The sequence below is a fragment of the Nocardia sp. NRRL WC-3656 genome, from assembly GCF_000720265.1.
In the GTDB taxonomy this organism is placed as follows: domain Bacteria; phylum Actinomycetota; class Actinomycetes; order Mycobacteriales; family Mycobacteriaceae; genus Nocardia; species Nocardia nova.
On sequence record NZ_JOJF01000016.1, the window covers coordinates 54,498 to 69,759 of the forward strand.

Sequence of the window (15,262 nt, forward strand, 5' to 3'; positions counted from 1 at the left end):
CGGTTCATTCTGCCCAGCTGGGTGGGCGACGCTGGAAGAAGGCCGTCATCCCCTCGATCACCTCGGGTGTGCCGAAGAAGCTGCCGGAACGTTTGGCCAGCTCATCGGCGGTGCGATCGAATTCCGCGACGATGGACGCATTCACCAGCCGCTTACTTTCGGCCAGCCCCTGCGGGGACCCCTTGCGCAGTTCGCCACACAGGCGGGCCACCTCGGCGGCGGCATCGGCGGCCGCGACGGTGATCAACCCGATCCGCTCGGCCTCGGCCGCGTCGAAGGTCTCTCCGGTCTGGTAGTAGCGGGCGGCGGCCCGGGAGGTCAGCCGCGGCAGCAGTGTGAGCGAGATCATGAACGGCGCCAGGCCCAGCCGCGCCTCGGTGAGCGCGAAACTGCTCGACGGTCCGGCGACCGCGATATCGCTGGCGCCGACGATGCCCATCCCACCCGCACGCACATTGCCGTCGACCTGCGCGACCACCGGTTTGTGCAGTTCGACGATGCCGCGCAGCACGTCGATCATCCACCCGGTGCGGATATCGGCGGCCGCGGCCGGATCGGCGTCGAGCGCCTCCTTGAGATCCGCGCCGGCGCAGAACGTATTACCGGTGTGGGTGAGGATCACCCCGCGGGCCTGCTCGTCGGCGCCGGCCTTGCGCAGTCCGTCGAGCAGCTCCCGAACCAGCTTCGAGGACAACGCATTCCGATTGTGCGGTGAATCCAGCGTGAGCACTGCGAAGCCGTCGCGCACCTCGTACCGCACGAAAGGCGTTTCGGTGCCGCCGGTTTCGGTGATCTCGGTGCCGGTTTCGGTGCCGGGGGTTTCGCTCACGTGCATTCCTCCTCGTCCGGTTCGGGTCGGTGTGCTCCGGCCGGGCCGCGCAGGGGCGGCCCGGCCGGGTCACCGCTCAGTACGACTTCGGCAGACCCAGCGAATGCTGGGAGACGAAGTTCAGGATCATTTCCCGGCTCACCGGCGCAACCCGCGCGATCCGGGCCGCGCCGAGCATGCCCGCGAGACCGATATCCGCGGTCAGGCCCGAACCACCGTGCGTCTGGATGGACTGATCCAGGGCCTTGATACTCGCCTCCGCCGCAGCGTATTTCGCCATGTTGGCAGCCTCCGCGGCACCGAAATCGTCGCCGGAATCGTAGAGGACCGCGGCCTTCTGCATCATCAGCTTGGCCAGTTCGAGTTCGATCTTCACCTGGGCCAGCGGATGCGAAATGCCCTGGTGCGCCGCGATCGGCGTCTTCCAGACCTGCCGCTCCCGGGCGTATTCGACGGCCCGGTCGATGGCGTAGCGGCCCATGCCGACCGCCATCGCCGCACCCATGATGCGCTCGGGATTCAGACCGGCGAACAGCTGTGCGATGGCGGCGTCCTCCTGGCCCACCAGCGCGCTGCCGGGCAGCCGCACATCGTCGAGGAACAGTGTGAACTGGTTGTCCGGCTCGATGATGTCCATCTCCTGGCGGTTCTTCTGGAAGCCGGGAGTATCGGTCGGGACGATGAACAGGGCCGGCTTCAACTTGCCGGTCTTGGAATCCTCGGTGCGCGAGACGATCAGCACCGCCTCGGCCTGATCCACACCGGAGATGAAGATCTTGCGGCCGTTCAGGATCCAGTCACCGCCGTCGCGCCGCGCGGTGGTGGTGATGTTGTGCGAGTTGGAGCCGGCATCGGGTTCGGTGATGCCGAACACCATCTTCGACGAGCCGTCGGCCAGCTTGGTCAGCCAGTACTGCTTCTGCTCCTCGGTGCCGTACTTGGTGATGATGGTGCCGCAGATCGCGGGCGAGACCACCATCAGCAGCAGGCCGGCGCCCTGAGCGGCCAGTTCCTCCATCACCAGCGCCAGCTCGTAGATTCCGGCGCCACCGCCGCCGTACTCCTCCGGCAGGTTCACGCCGAGGAAGCCGAGTTTGCCGGCCTCGTCCCACAATTCGTCCAGCGGTTCGTTGCGGCGCGCCTTCGCGGAGACGTAGTCGCGGTAGTTGTACTTCGCGGCGAGCTTGGCGACGGCCGCCCGCAACTGCTTCTGTTCGTCGGTTTCGATGAAACTCATGGAAATTCTCCTGTTGTGGGCGGCTATCCGGCGGTGACTTCGGCCGGTGCGGAGGTGGTTTCGGCGTGGACGACCGCCAGCACAGCGCCGACGTCGACCTGTTGTCCGGCAACCACATTCAGTTCGGTGAGCACACCGGCCGCCGGGGCGGCGATGGTGTGTTCCATCTTCATGGCCTCGAGCCAGAGAATCGGCTGTCCCTTCTCGACGGCGGCGCCAACCTCGGCGCCCAGCCGGATCACCGAACCCGGCATCGGCGCCAGCAACGACCCCTCGGCGACCTGGTCGGCCGGGTCCGAGAAGCGCGGGAGCCGGCGCACCGCGACCGGGCCGAGCGGCGAATCGACGGCCACCAGGTCGCCGTAGCGAGCGACCTCGAACCGTCGCCGCACCGAGCCACGCTCGCCGGGCACACCCAGGACCACGACATCCGGTGTGGCCTCGATCAGTTCGAGACCCGCACGGCCCTCGACCTCGAGCCCGGAGCGGGTCAGGCGGTAGCGCACCTCGTGCGTCCCCGACACCCGGCTCTCGTAGGACTTGCTCTGCGCCTGCGAGGGCAGATTGCGCCATCCGCTGGGCAGCGCCGCGCCGACGCGCGCTCGCGCTCGGTTGGCGGCCGCGTCGGCCAGCGCCGCCGCGACGATGGACAGCGCCTCGTCGTCGGCCGAAATCAGCGGCGCGGCAAGATTTTCCAGTCCGTGCGTGGCGAAGAACGCGGTATCGGTATCACCGGCGAGGAAGGCCGGATGCCGCAGTACCCGGACCAGCAGGTCGCGGTTGGTGACCAGACCGTGAATGCGGGCCCGCTGCAACGCGGCCGCCAGCAGATGCGCCGCTTCTTCGCGGGTGTCGGCGTAGGAGATGACCTTGGCCAGCATCGGGTCGTAGAACACCCCGACCGCCGAACCGTCCACCACACCGGAGTCCAGCCGCAGACCGGGCTCGGACAGCACGGCGAATTCGGCTGTGCCCGGGGCGAATTCGATCCGACGCACCGCGCCGCTCTGCGGCTGCCAGTCGTGCGCCGGATCCTCCGCGTACAGCCGCACCTCGATGGAGTGGCCGCGCAGCGGCGGCGGCTCCTGCGGCAGTCGGTAGCCCTGCGCCACCTGCAGCTGCAGCCGGACCAGATCCAGGCCGGTGGTGCATTCGGTGACCGGATGTTCCACCTGCAGGCGGGTGTTCATCTCCAGGAAGAAGAAATCGCCCTGCTCGTCGGCGAGGAATTCGACCGTGCCCGCACCCTCGTAGCCGATCGCCTCGGCGGCGAGGCGAGCCGCCTCGAACAACCGCTCCCGCATCCCGTCGACCCGCTCCACCAGCGGCGACGGCGCTTCCTCGACGACCTTCTGATGCCGCCGCTGAATGGAACATTCGCGCTCGCCCACCGCCCAGACCCGGCCGTGGGTGTCGGCCATCACCTGCACCTCGATATGGCGGCCGGTTTCCAGGTAGCGCTCGCAGAACACCGTCGGATCGCCGAAGGCCGATTCGGCCTCGCGCCGGGCGGCCTCGAGCTGTTCCGGCAGGTCCGCCTGCGAGCGGACCACCCGCATACCGCGCCCGCCACCTCCGGCCGACGCCTTGATCAGCACGGGCAGCATGTCCGCGGTGACCTCGGCCGGATCGAGTTCGGCCAGCACCGGAACGCCCGCGGCGTCCATCATCTTCTTGGATTCGACCTTCGAACCCATCTGCTCGATGGCCGCGACCGGCGGGCCCACCCATGCCAGGCCGGCATCGATCACCTGACGCGCGAATTCCGCGTTCTCGGAGAGGAATCCGTAGCCGGGATGGATCGCATCGGCGCCCGCGGCACGGGCGGCCTCGATGATCAGATCGCCGCGCAGGTAGGTCTCGGCGGGGGTGTTGCCGGGCAGCCGGATCGCCGCATCGGCCTCGGCCACATGCGGTGCGTTCGCGTCCGCGTCGGAATACACCGCGGTCGAGGCGACGCCCATACGCCGGCAGGTCGCGAACACCCGACGGGCGATCTCCCCGCGGTTGGCGACCAGGACGTTCGTGATCGGCCCTACTGTCATCTCAGACCTCACATCCGGAAGACGCCGAAGCCCTCGGCGCCCTTGATCGGGGCATTGTGGATGGCCGACAACGCCATTCCCAATACCGTGCGGGTGTCGCGGGGGTCGATGACACCGTCGTCGTAGAGCCGGCCCGACATGAACATCGGCAGCGATTCGGCCTCGATCTGGGCCTCGATCATCGCGCGCATGCCCTTGTCGGCCTCCTCGTCGAACGCCTGGCCGCGTGCTTCGGCGGCGGCCCGGCCCACGATGGAGATCACGCCCGCCAGCTGCGCACCGCCCATGACGGCGGATTTCGCACTGGGCCAGGCGAAGACGAAGCGCGGATCGTAGGCGCGCCCGCACATGCCGTAGTGCCCGGCCCCGTAGGAGGCGCCCATCAGCAGCGAGATATGCGGCACCTTCGAATTGGAGACGGCGTTGATCATCATCGCGCCGTGTTTGATGATGCCCTTCTGCTCGTATTCCTTACCCACCATGTAGCCGGTGGTGTTGTGCAAGAACAGCAGTGGGGTGTTCGACTGATTCGCCAGCTGGATGAACTGCGCGGCCTTCTGCGCCTCCTCGGAGAACAGCACGCCGCGGGCGTTGGCGAGAATGCCCACCGGGTAGCCGTGCAGCTCCGCCCAGCCGGTCACCAGGCTGGAACCGTAGAGCGGTTTGAACTCGTCGAAATCGGATCCGTCCACCACCCGGGCGATGACCTCGCGCGGGTCGAACGGAATCTTCAGGTCGGTGGGCACGATGCCGAGCAGTTCCTCGGAATCGTAGAGCGGTTCGATCACCTCGGCACGCGGGCGCGGGGCGGGTCCGGTCTTGCGCCAGTTCAGCCGTCGCACGATGGAACGGCCGATCCGGATGGCGTCCTGTTCGTCGGCGGCGAGATAGTCGGCCAGACCCGAGGTGCGGGCGTGCATCTCGGCTCCGCCGAGCGATTCGTCGTCGGACTCCTCACCGGTCGCCATCTTGACCAGCGGCGGTCCGCCGAGGAACACCTTGGAGCGTTCCTTGATCATGACGGTGTAGTCGGACATGCCGGGAATGTAGGCGCCGCCGGCGGTGGAGTTGCCGAAAACCAGTGCGATGGTGGGGATTCCGGCCGCGGAGAGACGGGTGAGGTCGCGGAACATGCGACCGCCCGGGACGAACACCTCCTTCTGCGTCGGCAGATCGGCGCCGCCGGATTCCACCAGGCCGATCACCGGAAGCCGGTTCTCCAGCGCGATGTCGTTCATGCGCAGGTTCTTCCGCAGCGTCCACGGATTCGACGTGCCGCCGCGCACGGTCGGATCCGGAGCGACGATCATGCATTCGACGCCCTCCACGATGCCGATTCCGGCGATCACCGAGGCACCCACGTGGAATTCGCTGCCCCAGGCGGCCAGCGGCGCCAGTTCCAGGAACGGCGAATCCTCGTCGATGAGCAGTTCGATGCGCTCGCGCGCGGTGAGCTTGCCGCGCTTGCGGTGGCGCGCCATCTTGTCCGGGCCACCGCCCGCGATGTTCTTGGCGTATTCGGCTTCGACCTCGGCCAATTTCTCGGTCATGGCGTCGGCGGCGGCGCGGTAGTCCGCCGAATTCGGGTCGATGGCTGTACGGAGAGTGCTCAAGATTGGTACCCCAATCGCTTGGCCGCGAGGCTGGTCAGGATTTCGTTGGTGCCGCCGCCGATGCCGAGGATGCGCACATCGCGGTAGTGGCGCTCCACCTCGGATTCGCGCATGTAGCCCAGGCCGCCGAACAGCTGAACCGCTTGGTGGGCAACCCATTCCGCGGTCTCCACCGCGGTGTTCTTGGCGAAGCACACCTCGGCGATCAGATCGGTTTCCCCGTCCGCCGCGCGTTCGGCCACGTGCCGGGTGTAGACGCGGGCGACGTCGATGCGGCGCGCCATCTCCGACAGCGTGTTCTGCACGGCCTGCCGGCTGATGAGCGGACGGCCGAAGGTCTCGCGGTCGCGGCACCACCGCAGGGTCAGATCCAGGCAGCGCTGCGCATGCCCGTAGGCCTGCACCGCCAGCCCCACCCGCTCGCTGACGAAAGCCTGTGCGATCTGGGCGAATCCGGAGTTCTCCGCGCCCACCAGATTCGACACCGGCACGCGTACGTCGACATAGGACAGTTCGGCGGTATCGGAGGCCAGCCAGCCCATCTTCTCCAGTTTGCGGCTGACGGTGAAGCCGGGCCGGTCCTTCTCCACCAGCAGCAGCGAGACACCGGAGGCGCCGGGCCCGCCCGTGCGCACGGCCGTCACGACGTAGTCGGCGCGCACGCCGGAGGTGATGAAGGTCTTCCACCCGTTGACCACGTACTCGTCGCCGTCGCGCACCGCGCTGGTGGTGAGGTGGCCGACGTCGGAACCGCCACCGGGTTCGGTGATGGCCAGTGAGCCGATCTTCTCCCCCGCCAGGGTGGGCTTGACCCAGCGTTCGATCAGTTCGGCGTTGCCGGACGCGGCCATGTGCGGCACCGCGATACCGCAGGTGAACAGGGACGCGAACAGTCCGCCCGAGCAGCCGGCGTAGTGCATCTCCTCGGCCACGATCGCGGCGTCGATGCCGTCGCCGCCCGCGCCGCCGACCGCCTCCGGAAACTGGATCCCGAGCAGTCCGAGCTCGCCCGCCTTCTTGTGCAGTTCGCGGGGGATCTCGCCGGCCCGCTCCCACTCGTCCAGGAAGGGCAGCACCTCACGCTCGGCGAAACCTCGTACGGTAGTGCGTAATTCACGCCGCTCGGGCGTCTCCCAGACACTGGTCACGGTAGTAACTCCACAGGTATGTCGAGGTGGCGGGACCGCAGCCATTCGCCGAGTCCCTTGGCTTGCGGATCGAATCGGGCCTGGTAGGCGACGCCGAGACCGAGCAGGTCCTCGACGATGAAGTTCACCGCTCGCAGATTCGGCAGGACGTGCCGGGTGACGGTGAGCTTCGCGGTCTCCGGCAGCAGCGCCCGCAGCGTGTCGACGGTGAGGGTGTGCACCAGCCAGCGCCACTGGTCGTCGGTGCGTACCCAAACCCCGATATTGGCGTTTCCGCCCTTGTCACCGCTGCGGGCGAGAGCGATGGAACCCAGTGGGACCCGGCGGGTTTCACCGGCGGGCAGGGGCTGCGGCAGCTCGGGTTCGGCCACCTCGTCCAGTTCCCGGGTCTGCGCGGGCGGGGCGATCGCCACGCGCGAGCCGTCGGGGAGCACCGCGGTGTGCGCGACCTCGGCCGCGTCGACATAGCCCGCGGTGTAGACGCCGTAGGGCGCACCGTTTCCGGGCGGTGTGGTCATCGTGAAGCCGGGATAGCTGGCCAGTGCCAATTCGACTGCGACGCTGGAGAACGCGCGTCCCACCTTGTTCGGGTCGGGATCGCGGACCACGCAGCGCAGCAGCGCGCTGGCCTGTTCCTCGGTCTCGGCGTCGGGACGGTCCAGCCGCGACAGCGACCAGTCGAGTTCGGCCGGGCGCACCGGCAGCCAGCTTTCCAACTGCCGTTGCGCCAGTGCGGCTTTGGCCTCGATGTCGAGTCCGGTCAGCACGAACGTCATCTCGTTGCGGAAGCCGCCCAGGGTGTTCAGCGAGACCTTCAGCCGCGGCGGCGGCGCCTCACCGGTCACGCCGCTGATCAGCACGCGGTCGTCACCGTCGGCGGCGAGCCGGATGCTGTCGAGGCGTGCCGTGGCGTCGGGTCCGGCGTAGCGCGCGCTCTGGATCTCGTACATCAGCTGCGCTTCGACGGTGTCGACGGTGACCGCGCCACCGGTGTTCGCGTGTTTGGTGATGACGCTGCTGCCGTCGCGGCGTACCTCGGCGATCGGGAAGCCGGGCCGGTCGAGATTCTCGATCTCGGTGAAGAACGCGAAGTTGCCGCCGGTGGCCTGGGTGCCGCATTCGATGACGTGCCCGGCGACCACCGCACCGGCGAGGGCGTCGAAATCGTCTCGGGCCCAGCCGAAGTGGGCGGCCGCCGGTCCGACCACCACGGAGGCGTCGGTGACCCGACCGGTGACGACGATATCGGCCCCCGCGTTCAGCGCCTCGGCGATACCCCACGCGCCGAGGTAGGCGTTGGCGGTGAGCGGTGCGCCCAAGCCCAGTTCCTGGGCGCGCGCCAACAGGTCGTCACCTTCGACGTAGGCGATCTTCGGTGTGAGGCCGAGCTTGCCGGCCACCTCGGCGACCCGCTGCGCCGATCCGGCCGGATTGAGTCCGCCCGCGTTCGCGACGATGCGCACGCCGCGTTCGAGAGCCAGGCCCATGCAGTCCTCGAGTTGCCGCACGAAGGTCTTGGCATAGCCGAGGGCCGGATCCTTCATCCGGTCGCGGCCGAGGATCAGCATGGTCAGTTCGGCGAGATAGTCACCGGTGAGCACGTCGAGTTGCCCGCCCTCGAGCATCTCGCGCATCGCGCTCAACCGGTCGCCGTAGAAGCCGGAACAGTTGCCGATCCGGAGGACCTCCGGGTCGGCGCCGAGACTCGTCATCTGCGCGGCGCCTCCTCATGCGACGTGCCTGCCGCAGCGCCTTCGCTGCGTCGGGTTCAAGGGTCACATCGGGTATGGAAAAAATCAAGCCTGCGTGCTTGTTAATTGCGGAAACCGCAGGTAGACACGGTGCGACGCCGCGCCACCGGTCCGAACGTGGCCCGATCGGGTACACCGCGCCCCGGACCGCCGGCTCGCCCGGCGGCTACCGCGAACCGGCGGAACCGGCCGGTGTCCGAGGTCCGCGAGCCGCCGGGCAAGATGGCAGGGTGTCCAATTCCGTGATCGTCGTACTCCTGCTGGCCGTGGCCGGATTCCTGGTCGGCGGCGCCTTCACCATGTGGAAGAACTCTCGGGTGCTGTCGGTGATGCTGGGCGTCTGCGCGGTCCTCGCGGTCGTCGGCGTGGTCACCTGGTGGTAGACCGCCCGGCGTCTAGTCTCCGGCGAGCCGGAAGATGCGCATCCCCTCCGGAACGCCGTTGAGCGGTGCGGCGAACATACTGCGCCGATAGGGCTTGGCCGCGACCTCGAGTTCCTCGAGTGTGCTCGGCTCCAGCGCTTCGAGCGTGGTCTCCGAGATCATCGTGTTGCCGTTGCCGCCGGCTTCCATCACTCGCGCGGCGATGGTGACGTCCACGCCCAGCCAGTCGCCGCCGATCTCGCGCGGCGTCCCGGTGTGCAGGCCCGCCCGCATGCGCGGCCGATACCCCGCCACCTCGACCCGGTCCAGATTCTTCTTCGCGGTCAGCACCGCGCGCACGGCACTGTCCGGGGAGGCGAAGACCGCCATCACGCCGTCGCCCATGCGCTTGACGACCTGACCGCCCCGATCGACGATCGGCGGTTCGATGGCCCTCGCCACCCGCCGCAACAGCTCCAGCGTCGCCTCGTCACCGGCAGACAGCGACCAGCGGGAGAACGCGACGAGGTCGGTGAAGACCACCGTGATCTCCGCATTGCCCTTACCGCGGCCGACACGCTCCAGCATCGCCTGCCAGACCTGCAGCGCGCCCAGCCCCAGCTCCTTGGCCGCGCTGGGATTGTCACCCACGATCTTGTCGGCCGCGCGAGCCACCGCCCGCGCGCCGCCGGGGCCGGACAGCGACAGCGGGTCGCCGAATGCGGGATCGCCGGGCAGGCTCTCACGCGCCTTGCGAATCACGCCGATGACGTCGGCCCGCTGATTGGCCGCGGCCATCAACGAGGACAGCTGACCGGTTCGACGCCGGCCGAACGACCGCAGCCGAGATTCCGCCTCGTCGGCCGGTGTGAGCGGAATCACGATCTCGACGTCCGAGTCGCCGTCGAATTCGACACCGGCCTCGGGCGCGTCGACCGGCAGCACCGTGTCGCCATCGGAACCCAGCCCCCTTTTGCCCCGCCGACCGGCGGTGCCGTTGCGACGCGAACCATCCGTGCGGTTTCGCGCATCTCCGGGACGGACTGCGCGGGACGCGTTTTCGCCGTCGCCGGAAGGTCTTTCGCTCACATCCCGAGCGTAGCCAATGATCGCCACCTGCCACCTCTCTATCGGACGGAGCGGGCACAGCGCTGGGTCCGCCGATGGATAACGTGCTGGTTGCCCGGCCGATGTTACCCATCGGCTCTTCCACACGGAAGGTCCGGCGGCGCTGTTTAACGAAGGCTTTGCACACAGCACACCGGCCCGATGCACAGCGCGAAACGGCTGCACATCGGGCCGGTGATCGTCACATTCGCCGGGCAGTGGCGGCTGTGACCGGGATAGCAGTCCCCCGACAGGACCGCCCTCCCGTTCCCGGGCTTCGCGAGGGTGAACGCCCGGGAGCGGGCAGGTATGAGGTTGTGGATCAGGCGTCGCGGCGATCGACCACGATCAGCGCGGCACCGAAGACGACCAGCACGAAGACGACGAAGTAGACCAGTCCGCCCCACGGCCCCCAGTGCCAGTGCGCCGCGGAGGAGGTGTCCTCGCCGAGGAACCGGTTGATGTTGGCGAAGGGCAGGAACGGCTGCACGGTGCGGCCGAAGCTGCCGAAACTACCCAGCAGCGTCTCGATCAGCAAGGGCCACAACACGATCAGCGAGATCGCCGCCGCCGACTGCCGCACCAGGGCGCCGATGCCGACCGACAGGACCACCGCCAGGAAGGCATAGATCGCCAATCCGTAGAGCGCGCGCCAATCGGCGTCCGAGCTCAGACTCATCTGCCGCCCCGCATCGCCGGCCAGCGGTTTCGCGATGAGATAGGCCAGCAGGCCCAGCACGAAGGTCAGCACCGCCGCGTAGGCGCCGGTCAGCAGGGCCTTGGTGGTGAGGACCAGCGATCGGTTCGGGGTCGCCTGGAACGTGGTCCGGATGATGCCGAAACGGTATTCACTGGTCACGGTGAGGGCGGCCATGATCATCAGGACCATGACGCCGAATCCGGAGACACCGACCGTGGCGCCGGCGGTGGTCAGCGTGGTTTCGTTCTCGTGGCCCATACTCGCCCGCGATACGGCCGCGAACAGAGCGGCCATGCCCAGGCCCAGCGCCACGACGATCGCCGAACACCACCACGGCGACCGGGTCGAGGTGAGTTTGATCCGCTCCGCGGTGACGACACCCATCAGAGCGCACCTCCCATCGCCTGCTCGATGCCCTCACCGTGGTACTGCACCGCACCTCCGGTCATTCGCATGAACGCCTCCTCGAGCGAAGCCTGTTGCGGCGCAAGCTCATACAGGGTGATGCTGTTCGCGCCCGCCAATTTGCCGATGGCGTCGCTGGTTTCCCCGACCACCACCAGGGCGGGGGCGGTGTCGATCGCCCCTTCCCGGTCGGCCGCGCTGCCGTCCTCGCGCACGGTCATCCCGTTCGAGGTGAGCAGGCTGCGCAGCTCGTCCAGCTGCGGACTGCGCACCCGCACGGTCGATTCCGACGACTTCGCGATGAAATCCTTGGTGTCGGTGTCGGCGATCAGCCTGCCGCGCCCGATCACGACCAGATGGTCGGCGGTCTGCGCCATTTCCGACAGCAGATGGCTCGACACCAGCACGGTGCGCCCCTCGGCGGCCAGCCGCTGCATGAACCGCCGGATCCACAGAATGCCCTCGGGGTCCAGGCCGTTGACCGGTTCGTCGAACAGCAGTACCGGCGGATCGCCGAGCAGCGCCCCGGCCAGGCCGAGCCGCTGCGACATGCCGAGCGAGAAGCCACCGGCCTTCTTGTTGGCCACCTCGGTCAGGCCCACCAGCCGCAGCACCTCTTCGACCCGGCCGGCCGGAATGTCGTTGGTGGCGGCCATCCAGCGCAGATGCGAGCGAGCCGACCGGTTCGGATGGACCCACTTGGCATCCAGCAGGGCACCGACCGTGCGCAACGGATGATCCAGCTCGCGGTAGCGCTTGCCCTGGATGAACGCCGTCCCGGCGGTGGGCTGGTCCAGGCCGAGGATCATCCTCATGGTGGTCGACTTACCGGCGCCGTTCGGGCCGAGGAACCCGGTCACCTTGCCGGGGGTGACGGTGAACGACAGGTTCTCGACGGCAACGGTCGCACCGAAGCGCTTGGTAAGACCTCTGCATTCGATCATGGGCACAGTCTTCCCGAGAAAACGGCACGCGACCATCGCTCACAGGTCGCGAGTCCGGTCATCCTCGAGGATGAGGGGGACCCCTAGGGTCCCGGTGGGCTCACCCAGCCGCGACCAGGGGACATCCCCGTGGTCACACCGCGGGTGAGGACGCCTGGGCCCAGAACCGCTTGGGGATACGCCCGGCGTGGCGCGCCAGATGACCGGCCTGCACCGCGGCGGCCATCGCCCTCGCCATCCGAGCCGGATGCCGGGCCCGGGTGACGGCGGTCGCGAGCAACACCGCCGAACAGCCGAGTTCCATCGCCAGCGCCGCGTCACTCGCCGTGCCGATTCCCGCGTCCAGCACGACCGGAACCCCGGCGGCCTCGACGATCATCTCGATATTGTGCGGATTGCCGATACCGAGGCCGGTGCCGATCGGCGAACCGAGCGGCATGACCGCGGCGCAGCCGGCATCCTCCAGGCGTCGCGCGAGCACCGGATCGTCGGTGGTGTAGGGCAGCACCACGAAGCCGTCGTCGACCAATTGCTCTGCGGCCGAGACCAATTCGATGGCGTCGGGCAGCAGCGTGCGTTCGTCGGCGATGACCTCGAGTTTCACCCAGTCGGTCTCCAGCGCCTCGCGCGCCAGCTGTGCGGTGAGCACCGCCTCGGCCGCGGTGCGGCAGCCGGCGGTATTGGGCAGCGGGGCGATGTCGAGGCGTTTGAGCAGGTCGAGCACGCCCGTTCCGCCCGCGGCGTCGATGCGGCGCATGGCGACCGTGGTCAATTCGGTGCCGGAGGCGACCAGCGCCTCCTCGAGCACCGCCAGATTCTCCGCCCCGCCGGTGCCCATGATCAGCCGGGAGCCGAATTCCCGATCCGCGATCCGCAGCGGCTCGGCCGGTAGCGGTTCGGTACCCGACATGTCAGCCACCCTGCACCGCCGTCAGGACCTCGATCTCCCAGCCGCGGCCGACCGGCTCGTCCCACCGCGACTTCGGGAACAGCGCACCGTCGACCGCCAGGGCGACGCCGCGGCACGGCAGTTCGAGCCGCTCGAGCAGTTCCCGGACGGTGAGCGGCTCCGCGAAGACGTGTTCGGTGCCGTTCACCGTGACGCCGATGGGGATCGATGTGGACGCGGAACTCGGTTGCGCGGTCACTGGTTACCTCCTGATGATGATGCGGGAGTAGCGGTTTCGGCGGCAGCGAAGCGGTGCGGATCGGCGGCCTTCGCCTCGGCGAGGACGTCTCCGGCCAGCAGCGCCGCCACCGCGTCGACGGTGATCGGTACGCCGAGGATGCCGTTGCGGCCGTGCCCGGTGGCGGCGATCACCCGATCCGAGAGCCATCCGATCAGCGGCAGGTTGTCGGGCGTGCCGGGACGTCCGCCCGCGGCGGCCTCCGCCAGTTCGTATTCGCCGAGGGCCGGCCACACGGCCTCCGCGTCGGCGATCAGATCGCGGACCCCCGCGACGGTCACGGTGGTGTCGAATCCGGCCTCGTACTGGGTGGCGCCGACCACCAGGCCGTCGGCGCGCGGGACCAGATAGACCGGCCGGCCGTGCACCCGTGCGCGGATCACCGAGGACGGCGGCGGCGGGGTGCCCGGGCGCCGGCGCAACCGCAGGATCTCGCCCTTGACCGGCCGCACCGGCAGATCCCACAGCCGGGCGCTGGCCGCACCCGCGGCCAGCACGATCCGGTCGTGGTCGAGTTCGTCCACCGCCGCCACCGAGACGGGCTCGATGTGCACACCGGCCTGTGCACAACCCCGGCGGAGGGCGTCGAGGAGCAGGCGGTTGTCCACCGCCGGTTCGTCCACCGCGAGCAGGCCGGCCCGGACGGTGCGCGACAGACCGGCCTCGGTCGCGCGGACCCCGGCCCGGTCGAGCACGCGCATCGGATATCCGTGGGTGCCGCAGAAGTCGGCGATCGTGCGCAGGTCGGCGGCATCGGCCGCGTCCAGCGCGAGGGTGAGGGTCTGTTCGGCCACGAAGACGTCGACCCCGGTGGCCTCGCGCAGCCGCGCGCCGAATTCCGGCCACCGCCGCAGCGACGCCGCACCGAATTCGAGCAGATCGTCCTCGCCGGGCCAGCCCTCCGAGAGCGGGGCGAGCATGCCGCCCGCGACCCAGGACGCGCCGGACCCCACGCCGGGATCGAGAATCGTCACCGACCAGCCCTGTTCGGCGGCCCGCCAGGCCACCGCCAGACCGATCACACCCCCACCCACGACGGCCAGACTTCGCATCACTCCACCTCGCTCGGGTCCCGGACTCGCACGCACCGCGCAGTGCACGGCCGACACCGGGAAATCGGCGTTCCCGCGCGGCCGCCATCGCTGCGGGAATGCCCTCTTGTTTCGCCTCTCCACGGTAGCGCGGCTACGGTCGAAGCCGTGCAACCGTCCCAACCGCAACGCCCGATGGCACCGCGCGAACGCCTGGCCTCGGCCCGGCTCTACCTGTGCACCGACGCCCGGCGCGATACCGGTGATCTGGCCGCGTTCGCCGAGGCGGCGCTCTCCGGCGGCGTCGACATCATCCAGCTGCGTGACAAGGGTTCGGCCGGCGAGGCGAAGTTCGGGCCACTCGAGGCCGGTGCCGAACTCGGTGCGCTGGCCGAACTCAAGGCCGCCGCCCGCCGCCACGGCGCGCTGGTCGCCGTCAACGATCGCGCCGATATCGCGCTGGCCGCCGGCGCCGACGTGCTGCATCTGGGCCAGGGCGACCTGCCGCCCTGGTACGCCCGCCGGATCGTCGGGCCCGATGTGGTGATCGGCCGGTCCACCCACAATCGCAATCAGGCCGGACTCGCGGTCGTCGACGAGCACATCGACTACTTCTGCACCGGGCCGGTGTGGAACACACCGACCAAACCGGGTCGCACCGCGGCGGGTATCGAGCTGGTGCGGTCGACCGCGGAGTCGCATCCGACCCGGCCGTGGTTCGCGATCGGCGGTATCGATCGCGACCGCCTGCCGGAGGTGCTCGCGGCCGGCGCCGACCGGGTGGTCGTGGTGCGTGCCATCACCGCGGCGCGCGACCCCCAGGCCGCCGCCCGCGAACTCAAACAGCGGCTGCTGGAGAACGCGGCGAACTGATCCACAGCCGTACACATGGGGAGGACACGG

At 69.0% G+C, this 15,262-nt stretch carries 14 protein-coding genes; 2 read left to right on the forward strand and 12 right to left on the reverse strand.

The features are described from left to right. Nucleotides 1–4: 4 nt before the first annotated feature. From IG65_RS0120760 to IG65_RS0120785, 6 genes are all read right to left on the reverse strand, one after another. Nucleotides 5–793, reverse strand: coding sequence for an enoyl-CoA hydratase family protein (locus IG65_RS0120760; RefSeq protein WP_030516606.1), 789 nt, complete (start codon nt 791–793; stop codon nt 5–7). A 112-nt stretch (nt 794–905) separates the two neighbouring features. Further along, on the reverse strand, nt 906–2,066 hold the full coding sequence (locus IG65_RS0120765) for an acyl-CoA dehydrogenase family protein (RefSeq protein ID WP_030516607.1): 1,161 nt from the start codon (nt 2,064–2,066) through the stop codon (nt 906–908). 23 nt (nt 2,067–2,089) lie between these two features. Then, nucleotides 2,090–4,111 (reverse strand): biotin carboxylase N-terminal domain-containing protein, encoded by a 2,022-nt coding sequence (locus IG65_RS0120770; protein WP_036525303.1) that lies wholly within the window; start codon nt 4,109–4,111, stop codon nt 2,090–2,092. A gap of 8 nt (nt 4,112–4,119) precedes the next feature. Further along, complete coding sequence (locus IG65_RS0120775; protein ID WP_369801573.1) at nt 4,120–5,661, reverse strand: acyl-CoA carboxylase subunit beta; 1,542 nt, start codon at nt 5,659–5,661, stop codon at nt 4,120–4,122. A gap of 59 nt (nt 5,662–5,720) precedes the next feature. Next, on the reverse strand, nt 5,721–6,872 hold the full coding sequence (locus IG65_RS0120780) for an acyl-CoA dehydrogenase family protein (protein ID WP_030516610.1): 1,152 nt from the start codon (nt 6,870–6,872) through the stop codon (nt 5,721–5,723). Beyond that, nucleotides 6,869–8,584 (reverse strand): acyclic terpene utilization AtuA family protein, encoded by a 1,716-nt coding sequence (locus IG65_RS0120785; RefSeq protein ID WP_030516611.1) that lies wholly within the window; start codon nt 8,582–8,584, stop codon nt 6,869–6,871. Before IG65_RS0120785 ends, IG65_RS0120780 begins: the two co-directional genes overlap by 4 nt. Nucleotides 8,585–8,853: 269 nt before the next feature. On the opposite strand from IG65_RS0120785, the gene IG65_RS38580 reads away from it, so the two are divergent. Next, nucleotides 8,854–9,006, forward strand: a complete 153-nt coding sequence (locus tag IG65_RS38580; protein WP_167332006.1) for a hypothetical protein — start codon at nt 8,854–8,856, stop codon at nt 9,004–9,006. Between the two features lie 12 nt (nt 9,007–9,018). Here the strand turns inward: IG65_RS38580 and IG65_RS0120795 are convergent, their stop codons facing one another. The 6 genes from IG65_RS0120795 to thiO form a co-directional block, all read right to left on the reverse strand. Next, the gene (locus IG65_RS0120795) at nt 9,019–9,783 is read right to left on the reverse strand and encodes an adenylate/guanylate cyclase domain-containing protein (protein WP_036525326.1); all 765 of its coding nucleotides are present in this window, start codon (nt 9,781–9,783) and stop codon (nt 9,019–9,021) included. Between the two features lie 631 nt (nt 9,784–10,414). Further along, a complete protein-coding gene (locus IG65_RS0120800) occupies nt 10,415–11,176 on the reverse strand; it encodes an ABC transporter permease (RefSeq protein WP_030516613.1) in 762 nt (253 codons plus the stop codon). After that, nucleotides 11,176–12,141, reverse strand: coding sequence for an ABC transporter ATP-binding protein (locus tag IG65_RS0120805; RefSeq protein ID WP_030516614.1), 966 nt, complete (start codon nt 12,139–12,141; stop codon nt 11,176–11,178). The genes IG65_RS0120800 and IG65_RS0120805 overlap by 1 nt, the downstream gene beginning before the upstream one ends. 133 nt (nt 12,142–12,274) lie before the next feature. After that, a complete protein-coding gene (locus tag IG65_RS0120810) occupies nt 12,275–13,051 on the reverse strand; it encodes a thiazole synthase (RefSeq protein WP_030516615.1) in 777 nt (258 codons plus the stop codon). 1 nt (nt 13,052) lies between these two features. Beyond that, on the reverse strand, nt 13,053–13,289 hold the full coding sequence (gene thiS / locus IG65_RS0120815; protein ID WP_051756561.1) for a sulfur carrier protein ThiS: 237 nt from the start codon (nt 13,287–13,289) through the stop codon (nt 13,053–13,055). Further along, on the reverse strand, nt 13,286–14,380 hold the full coding sequence (gene thiO, locus IG65_RS0120820) for a glycine oxidase ThiO (RefSeq protein ID WP_030516617.1): 1,095 nt from the start codon (nt 14,378–14,380) through the stop codon (nt 13,286–13,288). Before thiO ends, thiS begins: the two co-directional genes overlap by 4 nt. Nucleotides 14,381–14,527: 147 nt before the next feature. On the opposite strand from thiO, the gene thiE reads away from it, so the two are divergent. Next, nucleotides 14,528–15,232, forward strand: a complete 705-nt coding sequence (gene thiE / locus IG65_RS0120825; protein WP_030516618.1) for a thiamine phosphate synthase — start codon at nt 14,528–14,530, stop codon at nt 15,230–15,232. Nucleotides 15,233–15,262 lie beyond the last annotated feature (30 nt).

Coding starts and splice junctions, on each gene's coding strand:
- IG65_RS0120795 (WP_036525326.1), bottom strand. CDS start 9,783: ATGGCCGCGGCCAATCAGCGGGCCGACGTCATCGGCGTGATTCGCAAG.
- IG65_RS0120765 (WP_030516607.1), bottom strand. CDS start 2,066: ATGAGTTTCATCGAAACCGACGAACAGAAGCAGTTGCGGGCGGCCGTC.
- IG65_RS0120800 (WP_030516613.1), bottom strand. CDS start 11,176: ATGGGTGTCGTCACCGCGGAGCGGATCAAACTCACCTCGACCCGGTCG.
- IG65_RS0120775 (WP_369801573.1), bottom strand. CDS start 5,661: ATGACCGAGAAATTGGCCGAGGTCGAAGCCGAATACGCCAAGAACATC.
- IG65_RS0120805 (WP_030516614.1), bottom strand. CDS start 12,141: ATGATCGAATGCAGAGGTCTTACCAAGCGCTTCGGTGCGACCGTTGCC.
- IG65_RS0120770 (WP_036525303.1), bottom strand. CDS start 4,111: ATGACAGTAGGGCCGATCACGAACGTCCTGGTCGCCAACCGCGGGGAG.
- thiO (WP_030516617.1), bottom strand. CDS start 14,380: ATGCGAAGTCTGGCCGTCGTGGGTGGGGGTGTGATCGGTCTGGCGGTG.
- IG65_RS0120810 (WP_030516615.1), bottom strand. CDS start 13,051: ATGTCGGGTACCGAACCGCTACCGGCCGAGCCGCTGCGGATCGCGGAT.
- IG65_RS0120785 (WP_030516611.1), bottom strand. CDS start 8,584: ATGACGAGTCTCGGCGCCGACCCGGAGGTCCTCCGGATCGGCAACTGT.